At 32.1% G+C, this 26,063-nt stretch carries 21 protein-coding genes, 1 tRNA gene and 1 CRISPR repeat array; of the genes, 15 read left to right on the forward strand and 7 right to left on the reverse strand.

What is annotated here, in order from left to right; all coding sequences use genetic code 11:
• Positions 1-48 precede the first annotated feature (48 nt).
• The 10 genes from AAGV28_RS07915 to cas9 all read left to right on the forward strand — a co-directional run bounded on the left by AAGV28_RS07915 (position 49) and on the right by cas9 (position 13,573).
• Positions 49-651 (forward strand): lactate utilization protein B/C, encoded by a 603-nt coding sequence (locus tag AAGV28_RS07915; RefSeq protein ID WP_373406281.1) that lies wholly within the window; start codon positions 49-51, stop codon positions 649-651.
• 1 nt (position 652) lies between these two features.
• A complete protein-coding gene (locus AAGV28_RS07920; RefSeq protein ID WP_373406282.1) occupies positions 653-1,543 on the forward strand; it encodes a phosphatidate cytidylyltransferase in 891 nt (296 codons plus the stop codon).
• Complete coding sequence (locus AAGV28_RS07925) at positions 1,533-2,186, forward strand: phosphatidylserine decarboxylase family protein (RefSeq protein WP_373406283.1); 654 nt, start codon at positions 1,533-1,535, stop codon at positions 2,184-2,186. The genes AAGV28_RS07920 and AAGV28_RS07925 overlap by 11 nt, the downstream gene beginning before the upstream one ends.
• Complete coding sequence (locus tag AAGV28_RS07930) at positions 2,186-2,446, forward strand: acyl-CoA-binding protein (protein ID WP_373406284.1); 261 nt, start codon at positions 2,186-2,188, stop codon at positions 2,444-2,446. Before AAGV28_RS07925 ends, AAGV28_RS07930 begins: the two co-directional genes overlap by 1 nt.
• A gap of 13 nt (positions 2,447-2,459) precedes the next feature.
• Positions 2,460-3,236, forward strand: coding sequence for a superoxide dismutase (locus tag AAGV28_RS07935; protein WP_373406285.1), 777 nt, complete (start codon positions 2,460-2,462; stop codon positions 3,234-3,236).
• Positions 3,237-3,413: 177 nt separating this feature from the next.
• Positions 3,414-5,048 carry an OstA-like protein gene (locus AAGV28_RS07940; RefSeq protein WP_373406286.1) on the forward strand — a complete coding sequence of 545 codons (1,635 nt, stop codon included), beginning with the start codon at positions 3,414-3,416 and terminating at the stop codon, positions 5,046-5,048.
• A 101-nt stretch (positions 5,049-5,149) separates the two neighbouring features.
• Entirely contained in the window at positions 5,150-6,331 is a 1,182-nt protein-coding gene (locus AAGV28_RS07945) for an aspartate aminotransferase family protein (RefSeq protein ID WP_373406287.1), read from the forward strand.
• A 175-nt stretch (positions 6,332-6,506) separates the two neighbouring features.
• Positions 6,507-7,904 (forward strand): tetratricopeptide repeat protein, encoded by a 1,398-nt coding sequence (locus AAGV28_RS07950; RefSeq protein WP_373406288.1) that lies wholly within the window; start codon positions 6,507-6,509, stop codon positions 7,902-7,904.
• Positions 7,904-8,653: a shikimate dehydrogenase family protein gene (locus AAGV28_RS07955; RefSeq protein ID WP_373406289.1), complete on the forward strand. Its 750-nt coding sequence runs from the start codon at positions 7,904-7,906 to the stop codon at positions 8,651-8,653. The genes AAGV28_RS07950 and AAGV28_RS07955 overlap by 1 nt, the downstream gene beginning before the upstream one ends.
• 300 nt (positions 8,654-8,953) lie before the next feature.
• Entirely contained in the window at positions 8,954-13,573 is a 4,620-nt protein-coding gene (cas9, locus tag AAGV28_RS07960; protein ID WP_373406290.1) for a type II CRISPR RNA-guided endonuclease Cas9, read from the forward strand.
• A gap of 93 nt (positions 13,574-13,666) precedes the next feature.
• Here cas9 and AAGV28_RS07965 read toward each other — a convergent pair whose 3' ends face one another.
• Positions 13,667-13,894 carry a hypothetical protein gene (locus AAGV28_RS07965; protein WP_373406291.1) on the reverse strand — a complete coding sequence of 76 codons (228 nt, stop codon included), beginning with the start codon at positions 13,892-13,894 and terminating at the stop codon, positions 13,667-13,669.
• Here AAGV28_RS07965 and AAGV28_RS07970 point away from each other — a divergent pair.
• The 5 genes from AAGV28_RS07970 (at position 13,876) to cas2 (ending at position 16,281) form a co-directional block, all read left to right on the forward strand.
• Entirely contained in the window at positions 13,876-14,187 is a 312-nt protein-coding gene (locus AAGV28_RS07970; RefSeq protein WP_373406292.1) for a hypothetical protein, read from the forward strand. The two genes, AAGV28_RS07965 and AAGV28_RS07970, sit on opposite strands and share 19 nt — an antisense overlap.
• Positions 14,188-14,400: 213 nt before the next feature.
• Positions 14,401-14,832 (forward strand): IS200/IS605 family transposase, encoded by a 432-nt coding sequence (gene tnpA / locus AAGV28_RS07975; RefSeq protein WP_373406293.1) that lies wholly within the window; start codon positions 14,401-14,403, stop codon positions 14,830-14,832.
• 3 nt (positions 14,833-14,835) lie between these two features.
• Positions 14,836-15,012: a hypothetical protein gene (locus AAGV28_RS07980; RefSeq protein WP_373406294.1), complete on the forward strand. Its 177-nt coding sequence runs from the start codon at positions 14,836-14,838 to the stop codon at positions 15,010-15,012.
• Positions 15,012-15,941, forward strand: coding sequence for a type II CRISPR-associated endonuclease Cas1 (cas1, locus tag AAGV28_RS07985; RefSeq protein ID WP_373406295.1), 930 nt, complete (start codon positions 15,012-15,014; stop codon positions 15,939-15,941). Before AAGV28_RS07980 ends, cas1 begins: the two co-directional genes overlap by 1 nt.
• Positions 15,934-16,281, forward strand: coding sequence for a CRISPR-associated endonuclease Cas2 (gene cas2 / locus AAGV28_RS07990; protein ID WP_144892671.1), 348 nt, complete (start codon positions 15,934-15,936; stop codon positions 16,279-16,281). The genes cas1 and cas2 overlap by 8 nt, the downstream gene beginning before the upstream one ends.
• A 116-nt stretch (positions 16,282-16,397) precedes the next feature.
• Positions 16,398-21,745: direct repeats of the CRISPR family, unit length 46 nt; unit sequence GTTGGGAATTATAAGCTAAAATACAATTTTGAAAGCAATTCACAAC.
• Between the two features lie 45 nt (positions 21,746-21,790).
• On the opposite strand, the gene AAGV28_RS08005 is transcribed toward cas2, so the two are convergent.
• The 6 genes from AAGV28_RS08005 to AAGV28_RS08030 form a co-directional block, all read right to left on the reverse strand.
• Positions 21,791-22,339 (reverse strand): IS630 family transposase, encoded by a 549-nt coding sequence (locus tag AAGV28_RS08005; RefSeq protein WP_373406372.1) that lies wholly within the window; start codon positions 22,337-22,339, stop codon positions 21,791-21,793.
• Entirely contained in the window at positions 22,339-22,839 is a 501-nt protein-coding gene (locus AAGV28_RS08010) for a helix-turn-helix domain-containing protein (RefSeq protein ID WP_373406298.1), read from the reverse strand. Before AAGV28_RS08010 ends, AAGV28_RS08005 begins: the two co-directional genes overlap by 1 nt.
• Positions 22,840-23,435: 596 nt before the next feature.
• Positions 23,436-23,509, reverse strand: a tRNA-His gene (locus AAGV28_RS08015).
• A gap of 74 nt (positions 23,510-23,583) precedes the next feature.
• Complete coding sequence (gene bshB1 / locus AAGV28_RS08020) at positions 23,584-24,300, reverse strand: bacillithiol biosynthesis deacetylase BshB1 (RefSeq protein WP_373406299.1); 717 nt, start codon at positions 24,298-24,300, stop codon at positions 23,584-23,586.
• A gap of 166 nt (positions 24,301-24,466) precedes the next feature.
• Positions 24,467-25,528, reverse strand: a complete 1,062-nt coding sequence (locus AAGV28_RS08025) for an isochorismate synthase (protein WP_373406300.1) — start codon at positions 25,526-25,528, stop codon at positions 24,467-24,469.
• Between the two features lie 37 nt (positions 25,529-25,565).
• A complete protein-coding gene (locus AAGV28_RS08030; protein WP_373406301.1) occupies positions 25,566-26,000 on the reverse strand; it encodes a PaaI family thioesterase in 435 nt (144 codons plus the stop codon).
• Between the last annotated feature and the right edge of the window lie 63 nt (positions 26,001-26,063).

Here is a 26,063-nt window from a genome sequence, read left to right on the forward strand (position 1 = left end):
TTTTATCTTTGGACGGTTACATATAATATATCAAGTACCCTACAAAATATGAGTCTTTTTAGAAAACTTTTTGGATCTAGTAATTCGGCATCAGATGAAGAAAAAGAAAGTCAAAACAACAATTTCTTTCCTGAAAACAACATCTCTGTAGACGAACGATTTATCTTCAATTTTAAAAAAAATGGAGGTAAATTTTTATACTGCGAAAATGCTCAAGAAGTAAAAGATCATTTCGAAAATATCTTAGAAGAAAACGACTGGTTTGAAAGCGAAGTGCTTTGCTACGATTCTAATCTTTTTGGACTTTTAGACGAAAACAGGCTGACTTATACCAAAACTTTAAATCCTGTTTTTTTACTATCTAGCTGTGAAAATTTAATTGCCGAAGAAGGTTCAATCCTTTTCTCATCTAAACAAATCAAGCAACTTAAACCAAACGAATTACCAACTAACATTGTAGTTCTAGCAACAACAAGCCAAATTCTTGCTATGAAAAGCGATGGTTTAAGCGCTATAAAAAAGAAATACGAAAGAGATTATCCAACTAATATTACAGCTATAAAATATTTTGAAAAAGCAAAAGAAGAGGATTTTACCCAATACGGAAGTTCTGCTAAAAATCTTTATTTATTGCTTTTAGAAGATCTTTAAAATGAATGAAACTTTAAAAAGATCAATATCAGGTGCTATTTATATCCTTTTATTGTTAACTTCTATATTATTTTCAACCGAAAGTTTTTTTATACTCTTTGGTGTATTTTTAGTCATTGCCATATATGAATTCTGTAATCTAACCCAAGTAACTAAAACAATACCTATAATTGCAGGAACAGTGCTGTATAGCACCATAACACTAATTAGTCATTACAACAAAATAACTACCGATACCATCAATCAATATTTTGATACAAATATTGAAATTACAGTTAATATCCAACAACTGAATATTGTACTATTAGCAATAACCTTAGTCGTCTCATTTAAATGTATTCTTTTTCTTTTTTATGATAACATTCAAAAAATAAGTACTTCGTCCAAATACTTATACTTATTTGGATACATTATACTTCCTTTTGTATTTATCACTAAAATTTCATTTGGTATAAAAGATTACAATCCTAAAATTATAATTGGATTATTTCTTCTTATTTGGACCAATGACACCTTTGCTTATATCGTTGGGAAATCCATTGGAAAACACAAACTTTTTGAACGAATTTCGCCTAAAAAAACAATCGAAGGGTTCGTAGGAGGACTTCTTTTTGCAATTTTAGCAGGTTATTTAATATCTAAATATTACATTAGACCAAAACCTGAGTTCAGCGAACAATCCATTTTAATATGGACGTCAATTGCTGCAATTGTTGGGATTTTTGGTACTATTGGCGATTTAATAGAGTCCAAATTTAAACGAATTGCTGGAGTAAAAGACAGCGGAAATATCATGCCAGGACATGGAGGTGTGTTAGATAGACTAGATAGTGTTATATTTGTAGCACCATTTATATTTTTATTTTACCAAATTTTAAATTATGTTTCATAAAGAAGGAGCTCCATCAATTTCATTAGGTATAGTTTTTACTGTTGCCGTACTATTACTTGCTGACAAATTTATCGATATCAATTGGCTGAGAATGTTGGTTCAAATATTTGCAGTTTTGATATTAATTATCATTTTGCAATTCTTTAGAAATCCTAAAAGAGTAGTAATTATTGATGAAAATCAAATCCTTGCTCCTGTTGATGGGAAAGTTGTAGTTATCGAAGAAGTGTACGAAGGAGAATATTTTAAAGACAAACGTTTACAAGTTTCTATTTTTATGTCGCCCATAAACGTACACGTTACGCGATATGCTATGAATGGAGTAGTAAAATTCAGCAAATACCATCCAGGTAAATTCTTAGTCGCTTGGCACCCAAAAGCCAGTGAAGAAAATGAAAGAACAACAGTTGTACTGGAAAACAACACTTTTGGTGCTATTTTATACCGCCAAATTGCCGGAGCATTGGCACGCCGAATTGTAAATTATGCACAAGAAGGAATGCAAGTCGTTCAAGGAACTGATGCTGGTTTTATCAAATTTGGTTCAAGAGTAGATTTATTTTTACCTTTAGGCACACCAATAAATGTGGTTTTAAACCAAAAAGCAATTGGAGGAAAAACAATCATTGCAACAAAAAAATAATGACTGAAAAAGATTTAGATACTAGGTTTAATGCAGCTGTTGAAAAAGCTGCAAAAATGACTCAAGCATCTTTACCTCAAGATGTTCAACTGAGACTCTACGCTTATTATAAACAAGCAACCATGGGTACTGTGGAAATTAGACAAACTACTAATTTCCATTTAAGAGATGCCTTTAAAACAAATGCTTGGATGCAAATTAGTCACATTTCATCTGATGAAGCTAAAGAAAACTATATTGAAATTATCAATTCGTTATAAAAGTAGAATTACAATGAAAAAGTTTTTTTATACAATTGCAAACTTACTTATTTTTAGTTTTTTAGTTTCCTGCAACGATAAAAAACTAATCGAAGTTGTAGAAGTTCCACTTCCTACGGCTCAAGAAAAAATAACTATTGGATTTCCAGACGATGTAAAAGCCGACCCAGGTTCTTTTTTACTGGAAAAACTGCCTTATCCTTATGATGCTTTAGCACCTACTATTTCACCTCTAACTTTAGAGGTACACTATTCTAAACATTATTTGACCTATACTAACAATTTAAACACAGCAATTGCAGGAACAGAATACGAGAATATGTCTATTGAGAACATTTTGGCTAAACTCGACATTAACGATACAGAATTAAGAAACAATGCCGGTGGATATTACAACCATTCGTTGTATTGGAAATCTATGGGGCCAAATACTGGTGGAACTCCAACAGATACTATTGCCTCAGTTATCGATAGAGACTTCGGTTCTTTTAATGATTTTAAAATTGCCTTTAAGGCTGAAGCTACAAAACAATTTGGTTCTGCTTGGGTTTGGTTAATTGTAGACAAAGCAGGAAAACTTAAAATTACTAGTTCTCAAAACCAAGACAATCCTTTAATGAAAAATGCTGCAATTCCTGGTATTCCTATTTTAGCTTTAGACCTTTGGGAACATGCATATTATCTAGGACATCAATACCGTCGTGCGAGCTATATCGAATCGTTCTTTAATGTAATCAATTGGGGAAAAATCAACGAGAATTATCAAAACACTTTTATAAAGAAATACTAAATTCTTTTTATCAAACTATCAAAAGCTGACGCATTACTACTATGAATGTATCAGCTTTTTTTATTAGAACTAAAAAACACAATTCACAACAAGAATGAACGTTTCTAAATCATAAATAAATAGTAATATTTATCAGGATTGTTTCCTTTTTTATAAATTTGACAAAAATATATACCCTTGAACAAATCGCTATTTTTCATCTGTTTTAGTTTGTTTTTAATTACTTCGATAAAAGTAAGCGCACAAAAAACACCTAAAAAAATAATTGTTGAACATTCTGATTTTGCTGATGTCAATCAGACCGAAATGCCCGATGCATTTTTACTAACGGGAAACGTAGTAGTAAATCATGATGGTGTAGTGCTTACTTGTAACAAAGCCTATTTTTTTCAGAAAGAAAATTACATTAAAGCCTTTGGAAACGTACAATTAGTCCAAGGCGACACCCTTTATTTGAACAGTAAATATGCTGAATACAACGGAAATGTAAAAAAAGCATTTGCAACAGGAGATGCTGTCATGACTTCTCCCGATGCTACTTTAGCAACCGACACAATCAATTTTGACCGAAACGTCCAAGAAGTTTTTTACAATACTAAAGGAACAATCATAAATAAAGAAAATACTTTAGTGAGTAAATCCGGTAGGTATTTTGTAGCTGAAAAAAAATTCAAATTTTTAACCGAAGTTGTTGTAACAAATCCAAAATATGTCATGAAATCCAATCATTTGGATTATTATAGTAATTCTGGACATTCTTATCTTTTTGGTCCATCAACTATAACTAGTGCGACCAACTTTATTTATACCGAAAAAGGATTTTATGACTCCAAGAAAAATCTGGCTCATTTTCTTCGGAAATCATATATAAAATACGACAACCGACTTATAGAAGGAGACAGTTTGTATTATGACAGGAATAAAGAATTTGCTTCGGCAACACGAAATGTAAAAATTACCGATTCCATAAATAGAGGAATTGTAAAAGGGCATTATGCCGAAGTTTTCCAACAAAAAGATTCAATGTTTGTAACCAAAAGAGCTGTCGCTGTCAATTTTGTCGAAAATGATTCGGTTTATATTCATGGGAAAAAAATCATGGTAACAGGTAAAGAAGACAATCGAATTGTTCGAGCATTTAATAATGTACGCTTTTTCAAAATTGATATGAGTGGAAAATGTGATTCGATTCATTCAAGTGCTAAAACTTCCTTGACTAAACTCATTGGCAATCCTATTCTTTGGAATGGTGAAAGCCAAATTACCGGTGATTTAATGCATCTTATTGGGAATAGTAAAACCCAAAAACTAGACTCTCTCAAAGTCCTCAACAACACCTTTATTATTTCCAAAGATACCTTAGGCACGGGTTACAATCAAATAAAAGGATTAAATCTCTATGGAAAATTTGAAGAAGGGAAACTACATGATGTTGATATTGTAAAAAATGCCGAAGTAATTTATTACATGCGAAATGACGAACAAGAACTCATTGGTATCAATAAAAATGTGAGTAGTAAAATCAGTATTCTTTTTGATAAAAACACCATAGAGACCATTACTTTTTTCCAACAAGTAGATGGTGACATTTATCCCGAAGAAGAACTGGAAGAAAATGATCGGAAATTTAGAGGCTTCAAATGGCGAGCAGACGAAAGAATCAAATCCAAAGATGACATTTTTACCGAAGAAGAAAATGAGTACAATGATAAGATGGTAAAAGAAGGAAAAAAAGAAGAAACCAAGGAAAATGTTCCAATGAAAATTAGAAAAGAAACTTTGGATTACGATAAAAAGAAGAAAAAGAAGTAATCAGTGTTCAGTTTATAGTAGACAGTTTTCAGTACGCATTAATAACTAAAAAAACTCCGTGACTTTGCGAAAATCTTTGCGAACTTTGCGGTAAAAAAAACGTGAATAACGATTTTATAAAATACCAAGCACAAACTTCACCTTATCCATTAGGAATGGAAGTTTCGCACGCCATAGGTTCTTATATCTACGACACTAATAATAAAAAATATTTGGATTTTGTTGCAGGAGTTTCGGCCTGTACCTTAGGACATCAACCACCAAGAGTCAATCAAGCAATAAAAGACCAATTGGATAAATATTCGCACGTAATGGTGTATGGCGAATATTCGCAAAGTCCTGCAGTAGCGTATTGCAAACTGATGGCTTCACTCCTACCCGCTCCACTAGATAAAACCTACTTAGTCAATTCGGGCACCGAAGCCATTGAAGGATCTTTAAAACTAGCACGAAGAGTTACCGGCAGAAGCCAATTAATTTCTTGTCATAATGCCTATCACGGAAATACCATGGGTTCTATGAGCGTTATGGGATTTGAAGAACGCAAACAAGCTTTTCGCCCATTGATTCCAGATGTGGAATTCATCACTTTCAACAATGAAGCCGATTTAGAAAAAATAACCACTAAAACTGCCGGAATTTTATTAGAAACCATTCAAGGAGGCGCGGGATTTATACAACCTGAGAATGATTTCTTAAAAAAAGTACGTGCCAGATGTACCGAAATGGGTGCTATGATGATTTTGGACGAAATTCAACCCGGTTTTGGACGAACAGGAACATTATTTGGTTTCCAAAATTATGATGTAGTTCCTGATATTGTTGCCATGGGAAAAGGTATGGGTGGCGGAATGCCTGTAGGCGCCTTCACTGCTTCATCAGCAATGATGGATTTATTAACCGAAAATCCTAAATTAGGTCACATCACTACCTTTGGCGGACATCCTGTCATTGCGGCAGCTTGCTTGGCCACTTTGAAAGAAATAACCGAAACTAACCTCATGAGCGAAGCTTTAGAAAAAGAAAAACTTTTCAGATCGCTTTTGGTACATCCTTTGATTAAAGAAGTTAGAGGAAAAGGATTGATGCTTGCAGCCATGACAGCAAATGCTTCCATTACTAATGAAGTTATTTTAAAATGTCAAGACAAAGGACTCATATTATTCTGGCTACTCTTTGAAGGATGTGCCATCAGAATTACTCCCCCTTTAACCATTTCTAACGAAGAAATACGCGAAGGATGCGCAATAATACTCGAAGTAATGGACGAAATATCGATTTAAGATTTCCGAATACCAATTTTTGATTTCAGATTAATTATTGAAATTGCCATATATTATTGATATTGCCATTTAAAATCTTGTTAATTAAATTGTTCACAATAATTCATTTTTTTCTTCAAAAATAACACTAAGGATGCCTAATTTTAAACTAGGCCAAATTCTAAAAACAGAAAGTATGCAACTAAGCAACGAAGAAGAAGATTATAACTTATCTCTATCCAAATTTGAGTCGATGTTGAAAACCAACAAAGTCCTCTTTTTTGACTCTGAAGAATTTGAAGAAATCATACTTCATTATCTTGATACAGGTAAGGCCGCTTTAGCTAAAAAAGCGCTTAAACTAGCATTAGAACAACACCCTAAGTCTACGGGCTTGAAGCTGGTACAAGTTGAAATGCTGGTTTATGATGACAAATTGGATATAGCCGAGAAATTACTCAACGAGCTGTATGCCATCGAACCCAATAATGAAGAAATTTATATTCAAAAGGCAAACATCTACTCAAAAAGAGACCAACATGAAAAAGCAGTTGAATTACTAAAAATTGCTTTACAATATACCGATGATTATGCTGATGTGTATAATTTAATAGGCATGGAATATCTTTTTATGGACAATTTGGAATTAGCCAAAGAAAGTTTTATAAAATGCCTCGAAGAAGATATCGAAGACCAATCTGCCTTGTACAATGTAGTCTATTGCTTTGAGTTTTTAGATCAAAACGAAGATGCTATCACATACTTAGAAAACTATATTGAGAAAAATCCATATAGCGAAATTGCCTGGCATCAAAAAGGCAGATTGCATTACGGTTTAAAACATTATGAAAAAGCCATACGTGCTTTTGACTATGCGACACTTATAGACGATGAATTTTTAGGTGCTTTTATGGAAAAAGCCAAAGCCCTGGAACGTTTAGGGCAATTTGACGAAGCAATTGAAAGCTACAGCAGAACCATTGAATTAGACGATGCCACTTCGTATGCCTTGCTTCGAATAGGTAAATGCCATGAGAAATTAGGCAATAAAATTTTAGCACTTAAGTTTTATAACGAAACCGTACACGAAGATCCCCTTTTAGACAAAGGATGGATTGCTATTACTGATTTCTATTTACGTGAACAAAACTTTCAAAAAGCTTTGTTTTATGTAAATAAAGCTTTAGCCATTGACAATCAAAATCGTTTGTACTGGAAAAGATACGCTTCTATCAACAAACAAATGAACTTTTTTGAAGAAGCCGAATTTGGTTATAGAAAAGCAGTTGAATTTGGCGATACGGAATTAGACACTTGGTTATTCTGGGTTGATATTTTACAGTTTCTTGGCGAATTTGAAAGTGCTATTCACACTTTATTACAAGCAGCGGATTATTTCCCTGAAGCAAACGAAATAGAATACCGATTAGCGGGTCTTTATTTTATGATTCAAGACAATAGAAAAGCCAAATTTCATTTAAGCAACGGACTTCGATTGAATTTTGACAACTACATCCTGATCGAAGACTTATTTCCTGTAGTTTGGACAAAAAAAATGGTACAAAATTATATTGAAAAACATAAAAAACAATAATGACCCAAAATTCTAAAAAGCGCTTCGGGCTACTGGGGCGCAATATCAGTTATTCCTTCTCTAAAGGACATTTTACAACTAAATTCGAAAAAGAAAAATACCAAGGTTACACTTACGAGAATTTTGACATTCAAGAAATCAATATGTTTCCTGAAATAATTAAAAACACCGAGCATTTAAAAGGATTAAATGTTACTATTCCATACAAAGAAGAAGTCATTCCTTTTTTAGACAAATTATCTAAAAAAGCAACCAAAATTGCTGCTGTAAACACCATTAAAATTACAAAAAAGGGCAAACTAAAAGGTTACAATACCGATTATTTTGGATTTTTAAAATCCTTAAAACCTTTGTTGAAAACCCATCATAAAAAAGCATTAATTCTAGGAACAGGTGGCGCGTCTAAAGGTGTTGCTTTCGCATTACAAGAATTAGGTATTGAATATACATTTGTTTCGAGAAAAGCATCTGAAAACGCTATTGATTACAGTCAAATTAATCCCGAAACATTTCAGGAATATCAAATTATAATCAATTCAACACCTATTGGAACAAGCCCAAATACAGAAGCTTGCCCTGACATTCCTTATGAATGGCTTACTGAGCAACACATCGCTTATGATTTGATTTACAATCCAGCAGAAACACAATTCTTAAAAAACGCAAAAGAACGTGGTGCACAAATAAAAAACGGACTCGATATGCTTATTTTTCAAGCCGAAAAAGCTTGGGAAATTTGGAATAAATAATAGTAAAAACGCATTATTTACTGCACAAAAACATTAAAACTCTCATTTTGAACAACTGTTCGAAATGAGAGTTTTTTTTGCAAAATGAAAAAAGCGATGCAATTACAAGAACTGCACCGCTTTAAATGTTTTCACAACGGAATAATCCTTATTGTGAATTGCTTCAAAATTGTACTGCAATATTACAATAAAAATTTTAATGTTTGAATGTGAAAAACCGTAAAGCAGTTAATTTTATTTTAATTATATTTCCCACAAATTAAAGTTACAAAGAAAAATCATTATAAAATATAGTTTGAAATGAAGAAGATATTAGGGTTGGATTTGGGGACGAATAGTATTGGGTGGGCATTAACAAATAATGACTTTGACAATAAATTGGGTAATATTGAAGGGCTAGGAAGTAGAATAATACCGATGAGTCAAGATGTTTTGGGCAAATTTGACAGTGGAGTTTCTATTTCGCAAACTGCCGAAAGAACAAAATACAGAGGAACAAGAAGATTAGTTCAACGCTTTTTATTAAGAAGAGAACGACTGCACAGAATTTTAAATATTCTTGATTTTTTACCTAAACATTATGCTGATGCAATCGATTTTGATAAAAAGTTTGGGCAATTTAAACCTGGAAGAGAAGAAAAATTATCATTTTATAAAAATGAAAGTGATAAAAATCAATTTTTATTTTTGGATAGCCATCAAGAAATGCTTGGTGAGTTTAAATTAACAAATCCTGATGTAAAACAAGTTCCTTATGATTGGACCATTTACTATTTAAGAAAAAAAGCATTAACCAAAAAAATATCCAAAGAAGAATTGGCTTGGATATTTTTGAATTTTAATCAAAAAAGAGGCTATTATCAATTGCGTGGCGAGGAAGAAGAGGTAAATAAAAATAAATTAGAAGAATTTCACACCCTTGCCGTTGTTGATGTAATTGAAAGAGAAAAAGGAAAATCAGGAATCTGGTATAATGTAATTCTTGAAAACGGTTGGGTTTACAAACGTGAAAGCAAAATTGCATTATTTGACTGGATTGGAAAGCAAAAGAATTTTATCGTAACAACTGAATTAAATGATGATGGAACCGTAAAAATAAACAAAGACAATGAAGAAAAGAGAAGTTTTAGATCTCCAAAAGAAGACGATTGGGGATTAAGAAAAATCAAAAGTGAACAAACAATTAATCAAAGTGGTAAATCAGTTGGTACTTATATTTACGATGAACTTTTGAAAAACCCAAATCAAAAAATAAAAGGCGAGTTGGTAAGAACCATCGAAAGAAAATTTTATAAGGATGAATTATCAAAAATTCTAAAAGCCCAAATTGCATTTCATAATGAAATTTTTGGAGACAGAAATCTTTATAAAAAATGTATTGATGAATTGTACAAACACAACGATTCACATAAAAACAACATCAAAGACAAAAGTTTTGAGTACTTATTTTTAGAAGATATTATTTTTTATCAGCGTCCGCTTAAAAGTAAGACCTCATTGATTAGTGATTGCAGTTTAGAATTTGTTCCTATCAAAGACAAAAATGGTATTTTAGTAAAAGATGACAATGGCAAACAAGTTGTAAAACCTTTGAAATGTATTGCAAAATCAAATCCTATTTTTCAGGAATTTAGATTGTTGCAATTTGTAAAAAACCTTAAAATTTACAAAAAAGAAATTGTAAATGAAGTTGATGTAACCCATGATTTTCTAAAATCCGAAGAAGATTTAGTCGAACTTTTCAATTTTTTAAATGATAGGAAAGAAATAGATCAAATTTCATTCATCAAACATTTATTGAAGCCTTTAAAATTAAAAGGAAAATTATTAGACGCGGAAGTTGCAAAATACAGATGGAATTTTGTAGAAGATAAAATTTATCCTTGTAATGAAACTAGAAATCAATTTTTGAACGCCGTTGCAAAAATCGATGTAGATAAATCTTTTTTTGATACCAAAAACACCCAAGATTTATGGCATATTTTATATTCGGTTACTGATAAAATAGAAATTACAAAAGCAATAACCACTTTTGCCAAAAGACATAATTTATTAGATGAATTTATAACCAATTTTTCTAAACTAAAACCTTATAAAAAAGAGTATGGATCGTTTTCTGAAAAAGCCATAAAAAAATTATTGACTTTAATGAGAAGAGGTTCAACTTGGAATCAAGATGCCATTTCTGATAAAATTACAACTAAAATAAACAATATTAAAGAAAGACTGGAATCTATAAATTATGATGTATCAATTCTTGAAAAAGTATCTGACAGTGATATTCCGAAACAAGTTTTAAAAAGTTTTGCAAATTGTACTGAATTTAATAAAGGCTTAAATACTTATCAGGCTTCCTATTTAATATATGACAGACACAGTGAAGCAAGTGATGTTTCAAAATGTAAATCTCCCGCAGATATTGAGCATTTTTTAAAATACGACTTCAAACAACACTCACTCCGCAATCCAATTGTGGAACAAGTAATTACTGAAACTTTACGCGTTGTAAAAGATATTTGGCAACATTATGGAGAGGGAAAAGAAAATTTCTTTAATGAAATTCATATTGAATTAGGTCGAGAAATGAAGAATGACAAAGCCACTCGTGAAAGAATGACTAAAAAAATATCAGAAAACGAAAATACAAACCTACGCATCAAAGCCATTTTAACAGAATTGAAAAATGATGGTGCTAATGATATACGTCCCTATTCGCCAAGCCAACAAGAGATCCTAAAAATTTATGAAGAAGGGGTTTATAGTAGTGAAATTAAAAAAGAAAAGTTAGAGGAAATTGATAAAATTAGAAAGAATGCAAAACCAACACCTTCTGAAATAATCAAATACAAACTTTGGTTAGAGCAAGGCTATATTTCGCCTTATACTGGAAAGCTAATTCCATTAAGCGATTTGTTTACAACGAAATACCAAATTGAACATATTATCCCGCAATCACGATTATTTGATGATTCATTATCCAATAAAGTGATTTGTGAATCTGAAGTGAATGAATTAAAAGGCAATATGACAGCCTTGGAATTCATTCTGAAAAATGAAGATCGAATTGTAACCTTAACTGGAGGAAAAACAGTTAAAATTTTCACTAAAGATGCCTATAACCAACACATAACTGCTTATTACAACAAAAATAAAAACAAGCAAAAACGATTACTGAGCGAAGAAATTCCTGAAAAATTTATTGAAAGACAATTAAACGACACCAAATACATAAGTAAAATCATAAAAAATCTTTTGAGCAAAATAGTTCGAGAAGATGATGAGCAGGAAGTAACCTCAAAACATATTGTTTCCTTAAATGGTTCCATCACATCAAGAATGAAACAAGATTGGGGCTTGAATGATGTTTGGAACAACATCATTACGCCACGTTTTGAACGTTTGAATGCGCTAACAAACTCTAGCGATTTTGGGAAAATAGAACTCAAAAAAGATGAATTTGGAAACAAAGGCAAACAAGTTTTTCAAACTACAGTACCCGATGCTCTTGCCAAAGGTTTTACTAAAAAAAGAATTGACCACCGCCATCACGCATTGGATGCTTTGGTAATTGCTTGTGTTACTAGAACACACATCAACTATTTGAATAATCTAAATGCAAAAAATGACGATGACAAAACTATCAAAAACAAATTGAGAAATAAGCTTTGTTTGAAAACAAAAACAGATGCAAACGGAAATTACAAATGGGAATTCAAAAAACCTTGGGAGAATTTTACGAAAAATACTGAAGATGTATTAAATCAAACCATTATTAGCTTTAAACAAAACACTAGAGTTATCAATAAAACGGTAAACAAATACCAAGTTTGGAAAGAAGAAGATGGCGCAATGAAAAAAATTGTCGTCAAACAAACTAAAGGAGACAATTGGGCAATTAGAAAACCAATGCACGCAGAAACCGTAAGCGGAAAAGTGTTTTTAAAACGAATTAAACAAAGCCATATTGCTATAGCAAATGCAATTGAACAAATAGAATTGATTGTTGATAAGGAAGTTAAAAAACAATTGGCGACAAAAATTAAAAAATATCCAAATAATTTGGTAGGCTTGAAAAAACACCTCAAAGCTTTTCCGGTAATGATTGATGGCAAAGCAATTGACAAAGTTCAGGTTTATGAAACTATAGAAGCCACAGCCACAAGAAAAACACTTGACAATTCTTTTGATGAAAAGAAAATTGAAAAAATAACGGATACAGGAATACAAAAAATTCTATTAAACCATTTGAACCAAAAAATATATCAAAATGCGATTGATGAAAATGGCAAAAAAATCCCCGCACACGAAGTTGCTTTTTCTGAAAATGGTTTAGATGAATTAAATAAAAACTTGACAACTTTAAATAATGGTAAAAATCATCAACCAATAAAAAAGGTTAGAGTTTTTGAAGAAGGTGGAAAATTTAGTCTCGGACAAACAGGAAATAAAATTGACAAATATGTTGAAGCTGCCAAAGGAACAAACTTATTTTTTGCAATTTATCAGGATGAAAAAGGGAAACGAAATTATAAAACGATTCCATTCAACGAGGTAATAGAAAGACAAAAACAAGGCCTAAATGCTGCTTTTGAAACTGATGAAAACGAAAATCGCCTTTTATTCACGCTATCCCCAAATGATCTAGTTTATATCCCAACTGAAGATGAAAGAGAAAACTTAACAACAATCAACTTTAATAATTTATCTAAAGATCAAGTACAAAGAGTCTTTAAAATGGTAAGCTTTACTGGTACACAAGCTTTTTTTATTTCAAACAATATAGCTACATCAATTGTAGATAAAATGGAATTTTCAGCTTTAAACAAAATGGAAAAATCTATTGATGGGTTGATGATAAAGTCTTTATGCCTAAAAATAGAAGTTGATAGACTTGGGAAAATTAAAAGAATTATTCGATAATAAATAATAAAATCAATAGGAATGGGTTTTAACCCATTCTATAATATAAAACAATCCAAATAAGGCTTTAGCCAAACATATTTTGGCTAAAGCCTATTCAAGATAAATTATTATATCCCCTCCAGCTAAAGCTGGAGGCAATTCAAAAGCTGGAGGCAATTCAAAAGCTGGAGGCAATTCAAAAGCTGGAGGCAATTCAAAAGCTGGAGGCAATTCAAAAGCTGGAGGCAATTCAAAAGCTGGAGGCAATTCAAAGGCTGGAGGAAATTCAAAAGCTGGAGGAAATTCAAAAGCTGGAGGCAATGCAAAAGCTGGAGGCAATTCAAAAGCTGGAGGTAATTCAAATGCTGGAGGAAATTCAAAAGCTGGAGGCGATTCAAAAGCTGGAGGCAATTCAAAAGCTGGAGGTAATTCAAAAGCTGGAGGCAATGCAAAAGCTGGAGGCAATTCAAAAGCTGGAGGAAATGCAAATGCTGGAGGAAATTCAAATGCTGGAGGAAATTAAAATGCTCGAGGAAATTCAAATGCTGGAGGAAATTCAAAAACTGGAGGAAATTCAAAAGCAAAAAATAATTCAAAAGCTAAAGCAGGAGGCAATTCAAAAGTTGATTTAAAATTAGAGACATTTAAAAATTACAAAATGAAAAAAAATGGATTAAATTTATAATTCAGGATGCCTCAAAATCAATAGGATTGGGTTTTACCCCAATCGATACTATCGAATGTTTGAGATTGGCTTTTTCCAAAAAAATTAGGCTAAAGCCTTTTTAAATAAATCATTAAATCCCTCCAGCTAAAGCTGGAGGCAACTCAATAAACCACAAAATATGCCCTACATCAAAACCTATATTCATTTTGTTTGGAGTACAAAAAACAGAATTCCTTTTCTGGACAACAAAGAATTAAGACAAAAAGTGTGGCATCATATCAAAGAGAATGCTAAAGACAAAGGCATTTTTGTAGATTTTGTGAATGGATATAAAGACCATTGTCATTGTTTGGTTTCTTTAGGAGCCGACCAAACCATTCAAAAGACAATGCAACTGATAAAAGGAGAATCATCCTTTTGGATTAACAAAAACAAATTCTGTTTAGACAAATTTGAATGGCAGGATGAATATTTTGCTGTTTCAGTTTCGGAATCTATGCTTGACAAGGTTAGAAATTACATTAAGAACCAAGAAGAACATCATAGCAAACAAAGCTTTCAAGAAGAATATGATGAATTCATGGATAAATATGATTTTCGAAATAAATAAATTTTGGCTAAAGCCATTTTTAAAATCAATTATCATCCTCCTCCAGCTAATGCAGGAGGCAATTCAAGGGAAAATGCCAAATCAATAGGATTGGGCTTTAGCCCATTCGAAACAAATAATACAACCCAGATTGGCTTTAGCCAAAATATTTCACAATCATTTTTTAATCCAAAAAAATAATGATAAAAAGAACCCTATTCTTCGGTAATCCTGCTTATTTGAGCTCCAAAAATGAGCAAATAGTAATTTCTTATCCCAGCCCCTCCCCAGCCCTCCCCGAAGGAGAGGGAGAAAAAAAACAAGAAACCAAAACGGTTGCCATAGAAGATATTGGTGTTATCGTTTTGGAAAACCAACAAATCACAATTACAAATGGTTTACTCGAAAAACTGACTAACAATAATGTAGCATTAATCAATTGCGACCAATACCACTTACCTATTGGTTTGTTAATGCCGCTTAGTGGTCATACCGAACAAACGGAGCGTTTTAAAAACCAAATTAATGCTTCTGTTCCGCTAAAAAAGAATTTATGGCAACAAACCATTAGTTCCAAAATTATGAACCAAGCGGGATTACTCAAAGAAAAAGGAATTCCTTGCCGGAAAATGGAACTTTGGGCAAAAGAAGTTACCTCGGGGGATGCACTCAATCATGAATCGAGAGCAGCCGTATTTTATTGGCAAAACCTCATCAAAATTGAAAATTTCACAAGAGGTCAAAAAGGAATTCCCCCTAATAATTTATTGAACTATGGGTATGCTATTTTAAGAGCGATTACAGCAAGAGCGATTGTCAGTTCTGGAATGTTGCCTACTTTAGGTATCTTTCATCGCAACAAATACAATGCTTATTGCCTAGCCGATGATATAATGGAACCCTATCGGCCTTATGTAGATTTGATTGTGTGTCATATTATGGAAACCGAAGATAGTTATGACGAACTGACTATTGAAATTAAAAAACAATTGTTAAGTATTGCAACCATCGATGTCTTTATAGACGGAAAAAATAGTCCGTTGATGGTTGCCATGAGCAGAACAACCCATTCCTTACACGAATGCTTTGAAGGAACAGCAAGGAAAATTTTATACCCTGTTTATGTATGACGAACATTACACCCGTTTAAATCAATATAGAAGTTTGTGGATATTAGTATTTTTTGATCTGCCCACCGAAACACGCAAAGAGCGTAAAATTGCTAGTACTTTTAGAAAGAAATTATTAGACGATGGTTTTTCTATGTTCCAATTTTCCATCTATATGCGTTTTTGTGCCAGTAGAGAAAATGCCGAAGTACATACTAAAAGAATAAAAAACAATCTCCCCGAACACGGAAAAATTGGTGTGATGCAAATAACCGACAAACAATTTGGGATGATGGAACTTTTTTATGGTAAAAAACCAATAGAACCCGAAAAACCTTCTCAACAATTAGAACTTTTCTAATAAACAGGATTAGAAAAAACACCAACTCACGGTAATACAACAAAGAAACACTACTTCTTTTTATTTTCAAAACAAGCTCATAACTACCAACATATCAAACGATTGACTCTCGGTATGTTGGGAATTATAAGCTAAAATACAATTTTGAAAGCAATTCACAACCCGGTGTTGTAACTGATTTGGATGTTTCTGGTTGGGAATTATAAGCTAAAATACAATTTTGAAAGCAATTCACAACTCTTCTGACATTGTTTTTTGTTGAATTAAGTTGGGAATTATAAGCTAAAATACAATTTTGAAAGCAATTCACAACTACTTTCGGATAATCTTCATTCAGAATCGCGTTGGGAATTATAAGCTAAAATACAATTTTGAAAGCAATTCACAACTGCAATCTTCAGAAAAACCTTTAGCGGTGGGTTGGGAATTATAAGCTAAAATACAATTTTGAAAGCAATTCACAACTCTCCAGCTGTTGTTGGTGGCGCTTTATGTGTTGGGAATTATAAGCTAAAATACAATTTTGAAAGCAATTCACAACTCAACTGCTATCGCGTGGCTTCCAGAACCGTTGGGAATTATAAGCTAAAATACAATTTTGAAAGCAATTCACAACTAACGAGCATAAATTTGATTCAGTACGGAAGTTGGGAATTATAAGCTAAAATACAATTTTGAAAGCAATTCACAACTTTGGCTGAATTGTTAAAAATCCGGACTTCGTTGGGAATTATAAGCTAAAATACAATTTTGAAAGCAATTCACAACTATTCTTAGTGAGGTTAATACAAATCTTTGTTGGGAATTATAAGCTAAAATACAATTTTGAAAGCAATTCACAACTACCATATCCTTACTTACTTATTTCGTTTAGTTGGGAATTATAAGCTAAAATACAATTTTGAAAGCAATTCACAACACAATTCCAAAGGTGGTCAAATATGACGATGTTGGGAATTATAAGCTAAAATACAATTTTGAAAGCAATTCACAACAATAAGCATGAGCGTCTAATTGCCATTGGGTTGGGAATTATAAGCTAAAATACAATTTTGAAAGCAATTCACAACTAAAAGCTATGATGAATTCATTCCAAAAATGTTGGGAATTATAAGCTAAAATACAATTTTGAAAGCAATTCACAACTTGTGCGTTACAAACTCTTGAAGTTCCACCGTTGGGAATTATAAGCTAAAATACAATTTTGAAAGCAATTCACAACGCCAAGAAATGAATAATAGAAACTAAAACGTTGGGAATTATAAGCTAAAATACAATTTTGAAAGCAATTCACAACTTTCCGTCATTTATTGACTGGTCAAATTTTGTTGGGAATTATAAGCTAAAATACAATTTTGAAAGCAATTCACAACATTCAAAACATTTAAAACCTGAGGGTCTTAGTTGGGAATTATAAGCTAAAATACAATTTTGAAAGCAATTCACAACAAAACACCCCTTCTAAATGTTGGTAATCTGGTTGGGAATTATAAGCTAAAATACAATTTTGAAAGCAATTCACAACATAAGGAAATAAGTATTAATGGGGAAAAAGTTGGGAATTATAAGCTAAAATACAATTTTGAAAGCAATTCACAACTCTAAAAACTTACTTACTTCGCAAACCACTGTTGGGAATTATAAGCTAAAATACAATTTTGAAAGCAATTCACAACACTTCAAAACCAGTTCTATCTACATTTTTTGTTGGGAATTATAAGCTAAAATACAATTTTGAAAGCAATTCACAACACAGCTTGGCTTCAAAAAGAAAGTAAAATAGTTGGGAATTATAAGCTAAAATACAATTTTGAAAGCAATTCACAACCAAGGGGTCTTAGAAATAATAACCCGGGTAGTTGGGAATTATAAGCTAAAATACAATTTTGAAAGCAATTCACAACTTTACACGCATTATTAAAATCGCCACTAGGGTTGGGAATTATAAGCTAAAATACAATTTTGAAAGCAATTCACAACTCTAAGTGAAGCGATGAATAGTTCCCAGAAGTTGGGAATTATAAGCTAAAATACAATTTTGAAAGCAATTCACAACGGAGATTTACAAAATACTTTGGAGAAATCAGTTGGGAATTATAAGCTAAAATACAATTTTGAAAGCAATTCACAACACTCGTTTGGGTGTGGCAAACTTTCAGGTTGTTGGGAATTATAAGCTAAAATACAATTTTGAAAGCAATTCACAACAGCTAAAAAATTATGCTATTTTTATTAAAAGTTGGGAATTATAAGCTAAAATACAATTTTGAAAGCAATTCACAACATAAATAGGCATACTGTTTTTTTTATAACGTTGGGAATTATAAGCTAAAATACAATTTTGAAAGCAATTCACAACTCGGATCCAGAAGAGAATTTTCAAACCGTGGTTGGGAATTATAAGCTAAAATACAATTTTGAAAGCAATTCACAACCAATGAGGTTTTGAATAAAATATGATAAAGTTGGGAATTATAAGCTAAAATACAATTTTGAAAGCAATTCACAACCAAATTGCTATGAATACTGCTATGGCAATTGTTGGGAATTATAAGCTAAAATACAATTTTGAAAGCAATTCACAACTAGGGAACACTGTATATTTCAATGAAGATAGTTGGGAATTATAAGCTAAAATACAATTTTGAAAGCAATTCACAACCGCTCACTTGATAATTGTGGATGATCCATTGTTGGGAATTATAAGCTAAAATACAATTTTGAAAGCAATTCACAACAGAAATAGACAGGATGCAATGGTATAGAATGTTGGGAATTATAAGCTAAAATACAATTTTGAAAGCAATTCACAACCACTATCATAAAAACAGTGAAGCCTTTTTTGTTGGGAATTATAAGCTAAAATACAATTTTGAAAGCAATTCACAACCTAGCTCCTAAACCTTGTTCGATACCTCTTGTTGGGAATTATAAGCTAAAATACAATTTTGAAAGCAATTCACAACCGTTTACTTATCCATTGTACGATCGATTTTGTTGGGAATTATAAGCTAAAATACAATTTTGAAAGCAATTCACAACTGGGGAACAACTGATTATTATCCTAAAAAGTTGGGAATTATAAGCTAAAATACAATTTTGAAAGCAATTCACAACTTCAAGAAGAAACAACTGTTAAAAAAAAAGGTTGGGAATTATAAGCTAAAATACAATTTTGAAAGCAATTCACAACCAAGAATTAGCGAGTTATTAGCAGAAGAAAGTTGGGAATTATAAGCTAAAATACAATTTTGAAAGCAATTCACAACTAAAAGCCTGTACTGATTACCAACATTTAGGTTGGGAATTATAAGCTAAAATACAATTTTGAAAGCAATTCACAACGGAATGGCTATCCAAACTATGACAGAGATGTTGGGAATTATAAGCTAAAATACAATTTTGAAAGCAATTCACAACGATATTCTCCTTGTAAGTGTAATTCAACTGGTTGGGAATTATAAGCTAAAATACAATTTTGAAAGCAATTCACAACTCAGCAAAATACCTATCAATCCGCGCGCTTGTTGGGAATTATAAGCTAAAATACAATTTTGAAAGCAATTCACAACGAAACCGATACTCCAGTGTTTGGCATCTGCGTTGGGAATTATAAGCTAAAATACAATTTTGAAAGCAATTCACAACAGTTTCAGATTTCATATTTTCAGAAGAATAGTTGGGAATTATAAGCTAAAATACAATTTTGAAAGCAATTCACAACCTATAATCTATTCCTGATGGTCCAGGATTGGTTGGGAATTATAAGCTAAAATACAATTTTGAAAGCAATTCACAACGTAGTTTTGTTCGTAACTTTTTACAAATATGTTGGGAATTATAAGCTAAAATACAATTTTGAAAGCAATTCACAACAGAAACGAGCTGCAGAAGATGAGCTATTTGGTTGGGAATTATAAGCTAAAATACAATTTTGAAAGCAATTCACAACGCTTACCAAAATGATTGAATCATATAATAAGTTGGGAATTATAAGCTAAAATACAATTTTGAAAGCAATTCACAACATTTTTGCAACCATAACGCAATATAACGAGTTGGGAATTATAAGCTAAAATACAATTTTGAAAGCAATTCACAACTCCGCAGTCAAACAATATTCTGAACCATATGTTGGGAATTATAAGCTAAAATACAATTTTGAAAGCAATTCACAACGGGATAATGGTCTCGAAGCTTTTGTTTCTGTTGGGAATTATAAGCTAAAATACAATTTTGAAAGCAATTCACAACACAGAAGTGTTAGACAGGGATTCTTAGGTGTTGGGAATTATAAGCTAAAATACAATTTTGAAAGCAATTCACAACGGGTTTTACTTGTTGTTTGCAAGTTTCCAAGTTGGGAATTATAAGCTAAAATACAATTTTGAAAGCAATTCACAACAACAGAGTAATGGACTTATTCAAATAATAAGTTGGGAATTATAAGCTAAAATACAATTTTGAAAGCAATTCACAACTAGTTTCGCCCCATTGAGCGAACTCTTTTTGTTGGGAATTATAAGCTAAAATACAATTTTGAAAGCAATTCACAACGCAAGGCTCAGGACGCACAATGGTTGCTGCGTTGGGAATTATAAGCTAAAATACAATTTTGAAAGCAATTCACAACAGATTTAAAAAAAGACGTGCTTTTGTGGTGTTGGGAATTATAAGCTAAAATACAATTTTGAAAGCAATTCACAACGTGTTGAGATCTATCTTGTTGAGATTCCAGTTGGGAATTATAAGCTAAAATACAATTTTGAAAGCAATTCACAACCAACATTAAACATTCTTATTTTTGAATAAGTTGGGAATTATAAGCTAAAATACAATTTTGAAAGCAATTCACAACTACAATGAAAAAAACCGTGGAAAAACTTTGTTGGGAATTATAAGCTAAAATACAATTTTGAAAGCAATTCACAACACCAACAAATCTTCCTGTTAAAAATCCTGAGTTGGGAATTATAAGCTAAAATACAATTTTGAAAGCAATTCACAACTACATCAAGAGAAGACTGCATCAACAATTTGTTGGGAATTATAAGCTAAAATACAATTTTGAAAGCAATTCACAACAAAGGCATTAACAACGCTTCTTGCTTGATGTTGGGAATTATAAGCTAAAATACAATTTTGAAAGCAATTCACAACCAACTTAGAACAAGGAAAGTTTGGTATTGAGTTGGGAATTATAAGCTAAAATACAATTTTGAAAGCAATTCACAACTTGGCAAAAAGGGCAAGGTTTAGTAACCGAGTTGGGAATTATAAGCTAAAATACAATTTTGAAAGCAATTCACAACTTGGCAAAAAGGGCAAGGTTTAGTAACCGAGTTGGGAATTATAAGCTAAAATACAATTTTGAAAGCAATTCACAACTTTAGGTTCTTCTGTTATTTCAATAGAATGTTGGGAATTATAAGCTAAAATACAATTTTGAAAGCAATTCACAACTTTAATTCGCCTTTTATACCAATTATGAATATATAGTAGTCTAATTTTATTTAAAAAAATAACTAAATCCACAAAGACTCATAATAAATTCTTTTGTGATTAAAGTTTCTACTATTTGGTCTAGTTTTATTTTAAGTTCTTCCATTGTTTTATAAATTTGATTTGTTGTTTTTCGTTTCATATTTAGCCAAACTAATTCAGCTGGATTTAACTCTGGAGAGTAAGGAGGAAGAAAAAGCAAGGCTATATTTTCTGGTATCACTAATGATTTTCCCTTATGGAACGCTCCGTTGTCTAAAACAATGACTTTAAATTCCTCAGGTTTCTTTTTTGAAAATTCATTTAAAAATATTTGAAAATTATCACCATTACAATAAGGTAACTCCATGACTAAACTATCACCATTATAGGGTGAAAAAGCCCCAAAAATATAAGTTGATTTAAATACATTTTGGTAAGCACAAATTGGCTTAACCCCTTTTGCCGTTAGAGATTTTCCGTTTCTAGTGAATAATCCAAACCGACTTTCATCCTGAACATAAAGATTAAAGGATGAAAAATCTGCGGAGACATTTTTTAAAACAGATTCAAGAATTAAAGGGAAGTTTTTTTAAAACTATCTACCGCAAGTTCATTTTTATTCACATGACTTTTACGGGCAACTTTTATTTTAGCACCAAAATGTCTTTTTACATAACTATTTGTTGTTTGATAATTAATGCCTTGCGACATGTAATTCTCGGTTATCCATTGAATTAAATCAATATATGAGGTAAAAGCATCTTTAGGAGAATGCAAACGGCTTTCTATTGCCTGGTGTAGTTCAGGACTAATTATAGATGGTTTAAAACCGATTCTACCATGCGATAATAAACCTTCAAGTCCGTTTTTAGAATAGGAAGTTCTCCATTTTTGAGCAGTGTTATGATTAATTTTTAAAATTTTAGAGAGAGCGTCTTTACTTAATAATATTTCACTCCTTTTTAAAACCAATAACATTTGTATTCGGTTGTTTAAATGAACTGGTTGTTTTCTCATTAACAACTTAAGTTCTTGTTCACTTTCTTTTACCAGTATAAGTTTTGCTTTTGCCATAGTCAAATATACAATTTATATTTATAAATTAGTCTAATTTAAAACAAAAAAATAGCCTGGTTTAATCAGGCTATTTTACAATCATAATTGGTATTATTTTTGCCCTGTGTGTTGGGAATTATAAGCTAAAATACAATTTTGAAAGCAATTCACAACTTAGGTCTTTTGTTTGATTTATAAGCTGTTGTTGGGAATTATAAGCTAAAATACAATTTTGAAAGCAATTCACAACTTAGTTTGTAGTGTTGTAATCTTACTCGCTGTTGGGAATTATAAGCTAAAATACAATTTTGAAGGATCAATGCTAAATGTTATGGAGAAACATAAAAAATATGCTCAAATTTTTTTTACCGCAGAGAACGCAAAGATTTTTATGAATGGCTTCTAAAAGCAAAAAGTTCGCATAGTTAAGACAATTCAAAACTTTGCGAACTTTGGCTTTTTATAAAAGCTTAGGGCAAAAAACTTAGCGTTCTCTGCATTAATTTTTTTTCTAACTCCACAGGTTTTTATGTTGATCCCTACAACTTTCAAAAAAACATCAAAATTCAACATACAAAAAAAGCCTCGAATTTCTTCGAGGCTTTTGCATTTTGGGTGGATGACCGGGTTCGAACCGGCGACCCTCGGCACCACAAACCGATGCTCTAACCAGCTGAGCTACAACCACCATTTGCTTTGCGGTTGCAAATATACAACGTTTATTGATTTCTGCAAACTATTTTTTTAAAAAAATCAATAAAATTACAGTAAATCCGTTAAACTATTGACAGCCAAACATCTTTCAACAGTAAAACCTTCGGCATGATCTACCCCTACTAATCTTCCTAGGTCTCTGGAGCGGTAATTTAGGCTTTCAAAGAAGTTTTTAGATGTTATAGGCGATTCTGGTTCTGTAGAATTCGGATCATAAAATTGAGAACGATACGCTAAAATAGCTTCGATTTTCTTATCGGTAAACCCTGTGATGTCCACTACAAAATCAGGTTCAATGTTTTTCCATTGAATGTAATGATACACTAATTTAGGTCGCCACGCTTTTTGCGACTCTTCTTCCAGCTCCGTTTCTATTTTTATCAAACCTGATAAAAAACAAGCATCCGAAACCAATTTACTTCCTTTGGCATGGTCAATATGACGGTCATCAATAGCATTGCATAAAACAATTTCAGGTTGATACTTGCGAATCATTTTAATAATTTCCAATTGGTGTTTTTCGTCATTGACAAAAAAACCATCTCTCATGTTTAAATTCTCCCGTACCGAAACTCCTAATATTTTTGCAGCAGCATTAGCTTCATGATCTCTAATTGCTGCCGAACCGCGAGTTCCTAATTCTCCTCGGGTTAAATCTACAATACCTACTTTTTTCCCTAAGGAAACTTCTTTTAAAATAGTTCCCGAACAACCTAATTCAACATCATCGGGATGCGCTCCAAAAGCTAATATATCTAGTTTCATTTTTTCTATTTTTCCTCCCCCACAGCCCCCTCCGAAGGAGGGGGAGACTTTATGGAGTTATATTGTCTAATTTTTATTGATTTTTCGTTTTTACTTTCTGTCTTATCTATACTGAAATCTACTTTCTAAAATCTGAACACTAAAAACTGCTAACTGAACACTAACTTCAAAGCACGCTTTTCATAGTCATCGATTTATTCACACTTTCATTCCATTCTTTTTCTGGAACACTTTCTTTTGTAATGCCACAACCCATATACAAATGGGCTTGTTTTTCTTTAATTTGCATACAGCGTAAATTTACATACAAATCGGATTTTTGTTTTTTCTCGGTAAAATCTTTTTTGTTTAATTCGCCTAAAAAACCTGTGTAATATTCTCTATCGTAACCTTCATTGGCTAAAATAAATTCTTTTGCCGTTTCTTTGGGTAAACCACAAACTGCTGGTGTAGGGTGTAAAACTGAAACTACTTGATTCAGTTTAGATGTCTTATTAATTACGCCCTCAATATCGGTTTTAATATGCAACACATTTCCGGCCTGCACCGTATACGGACTCGAAATAGCCACTTCAGAAGTTAATCCTTTCAGGTTTTCCAATATAAAATCGGTAACAAATTGTTGTTCTGCTATTTCTTTTGACTCCCAAATCACATCGGTTTTTCCTTCAAAATTTTGTGTTCCCGCTAATGCCATCGTGCAAAATTTTTTTCGGCTTGCTTTCAACAATCGCTCTGGCGTTGCTCCCATCCACAAACCTATTTTTGGGTGGTACCAACAATAACAAAAAACGGTTGGAAAACGCTGAATTAATTTGGTAAAAACAGCAACCAAATCAAAATGGGGTACTTCTAAGATTTCTTTTCGAGACAAAACCACCTTGTTAAAAGTTCCTTTCCCAATAACATCCAAAGCCTTTTGAATAAGTTGCTCAAAACGTTCTTTTTCTTGTGGATTTTCTGGATAATCAGAATGTTTTGATTGATCTTCTTCAAAAGAAGCAATATCTGCTTCCCAAATAACCGACTGACTTTTTGGAATCAATATCATCTGATTACCCTGAAATGGCGCAAACACAAAACCCGTTTCATCTAAGGTTTCAGCAAAATACAAATGATCATTTTTTTGAAAAAAACCTCTCACTTCTGTTTTATACGGTTTACTATAAATAACAAAAGGTAAATTTTGAGCTTCTTGTTGCTTCACTTTTATAAAAAAATCAATCATACATTATTGTATTAAAAGTTTGTTTTTCGAATAAAATCTAGCTTGTTTTCTTTCTTTTTGGCAAAACCATATTTGTCAATTTACAAAGCGAAATCAGATTATCTCTTTCGTCCACAATGCGAATTTCCCATAAATGAATGCTTGCTCCCTGGTGAATGATTCTTGCCGTTGCAGTAAGTACACCTTCTCGCTTAGCTTTTAAATGATTGGCTGAAATTTCAATCCCACGCACTTCGCTCACTTCGGGATTGATAAATATAAAGGAAGCGGCACTGCCTACACTCTCGGCCAAAGCTACCGAAGCACCACCGTGCAACAAGCCCATGGGCTGATGAACGGTCGGATTTACTGGCATTGTAGCAGTCAAAAAACCTTCTCCCGCATCCACATATTCAATATTTAAGGTTTCCATTAAGGTGTTTTTCGAAATACGATTACAGTATTCCAATATCTTTTCTTTATCGAATGTCATGAATTTTATTTTAATCGATTGTAAAAATAAAGAAAAGAATAGAGACTATGTATTAAATGGGAA

Source organism: Flavobacterium zubiriense, from assembly GCF_041729725.1.
Taxonomy (GTDB): domain Bacteria; phylum Bacteroidota; class Bacteroidia; order Flavobacteriales; family Flavobacteriaceae; genus Flavobacterium; species Flavobacterium zubiriense.

Bases quoted from the DNA above. Each gene is read 5' to 3' on its own strand.
- AAGV28_RS07915 (WP_373406281.1), top strand. From the start codon at position 49: ATGAGTCTTTTTAGAAAACTTTTTGGATCTAGTAATTCGGCATCAGAT.
- AAGV28_RS07920 (WP_373406282.1), top strand. From the start codon at position 653: ATGAATGAAACTTTAAAAAGATCAATATCAGGTGCTATTTATATCCTT.
- AAGV28_RS07925 (WP_373406283.1), top strand. From the start codon at position 1,533: ATGTTTCATAAAGAAGGAGCTCCATCAATTTCATTAGGTATAGTTTTT.
- AAGV28_RS07930 (WP_373406284.1), top strand. From the start codon at position 2,186: ATGACTGAAAAAGATTTAGATACTAGGTTTAATGCAGCTGTTGAAAAA.
- AAGV28_RS07935 (WP_373406285.1), top strand. From the start codon at position 2,460: ATGAAAAAGTTTTTTTATACAATTGCAAACTTACTTATTTTTAGTTTT.
- AAGV28_RS07950 (WP_373406288.1), top strand. From the start codon at position 6,507: ATGCAACTAAGCAACGAAGAAGAAGATTATAACTTATCTCTATCCAAA.
- AAGV28_RS07955 (WP_373406289.1), top strand. From the start codon at position 7,904: ATGACCCAAAATTCTAAAAAGCGCTTCGGGCTACTGGGGCGCAATATC.
- cas9 (WP_373406290.1), top strand. From the start codon at position 8,954: ATGAAGAAGATATTAGGGTTGGATTTGGGGACGAATAGTATTGGGTGG.
- AAGV28_RS07970 (WP_373406292.1), top strand. From the start codon at position 13,876: ATGCAAAAGCTGGAGGCAATTCAAAAGCTGGAGGTAATTCAAATGCTG.
- tnpA (WP_373406293.1), top strand. From the start codon at position 14,401: ATGCCCTACATCAAAACCTATATTCATTTTGTTTGGAGTACAAAAAAC.
- cas1 (WP_373406295.1), top strand. From the start codon at position 15,012: ATGATAAAAAGAACCCTATTCTTCGGTAATCCTGCTTATTTGAGCTCC.
- cas2 (WP_144892671.1), top strand. From the start codon at position 15,934: ATGTATGACGAACATTACACCCGTTTAAATCAATATAGAAGTTTGTGG.
- AAGV28_RS08010 (WP_373406298.1), bottom strand. From the start codon at position 22,839: ATGGCAAAAGCAAAACTTATACTGGTAAAAGAAAGTGAACAAGAACTT.
- bshB1 (WP_373406299.1), bottom strand. From the start codon at position 24,300: ATGAAACTAGATATATTAGCTTTTGGAGCGCATCCCGATGATGTTGAA.
- AAGV28_RS08025 (WP_373406300.1), bottom strand. From the start codon at position 25,528: ATGATTGATTTTTTTATAAAAGTGAAGCAACAAGAAGCTCAAAATTTA.
- AAGV28_RS08030 (WP_373406301.1), bottom strand. From the start codon at position 26,000: ATGACATTCGATAAAGAAAAGATATTGGAATACTGTAATCGTATTTCG.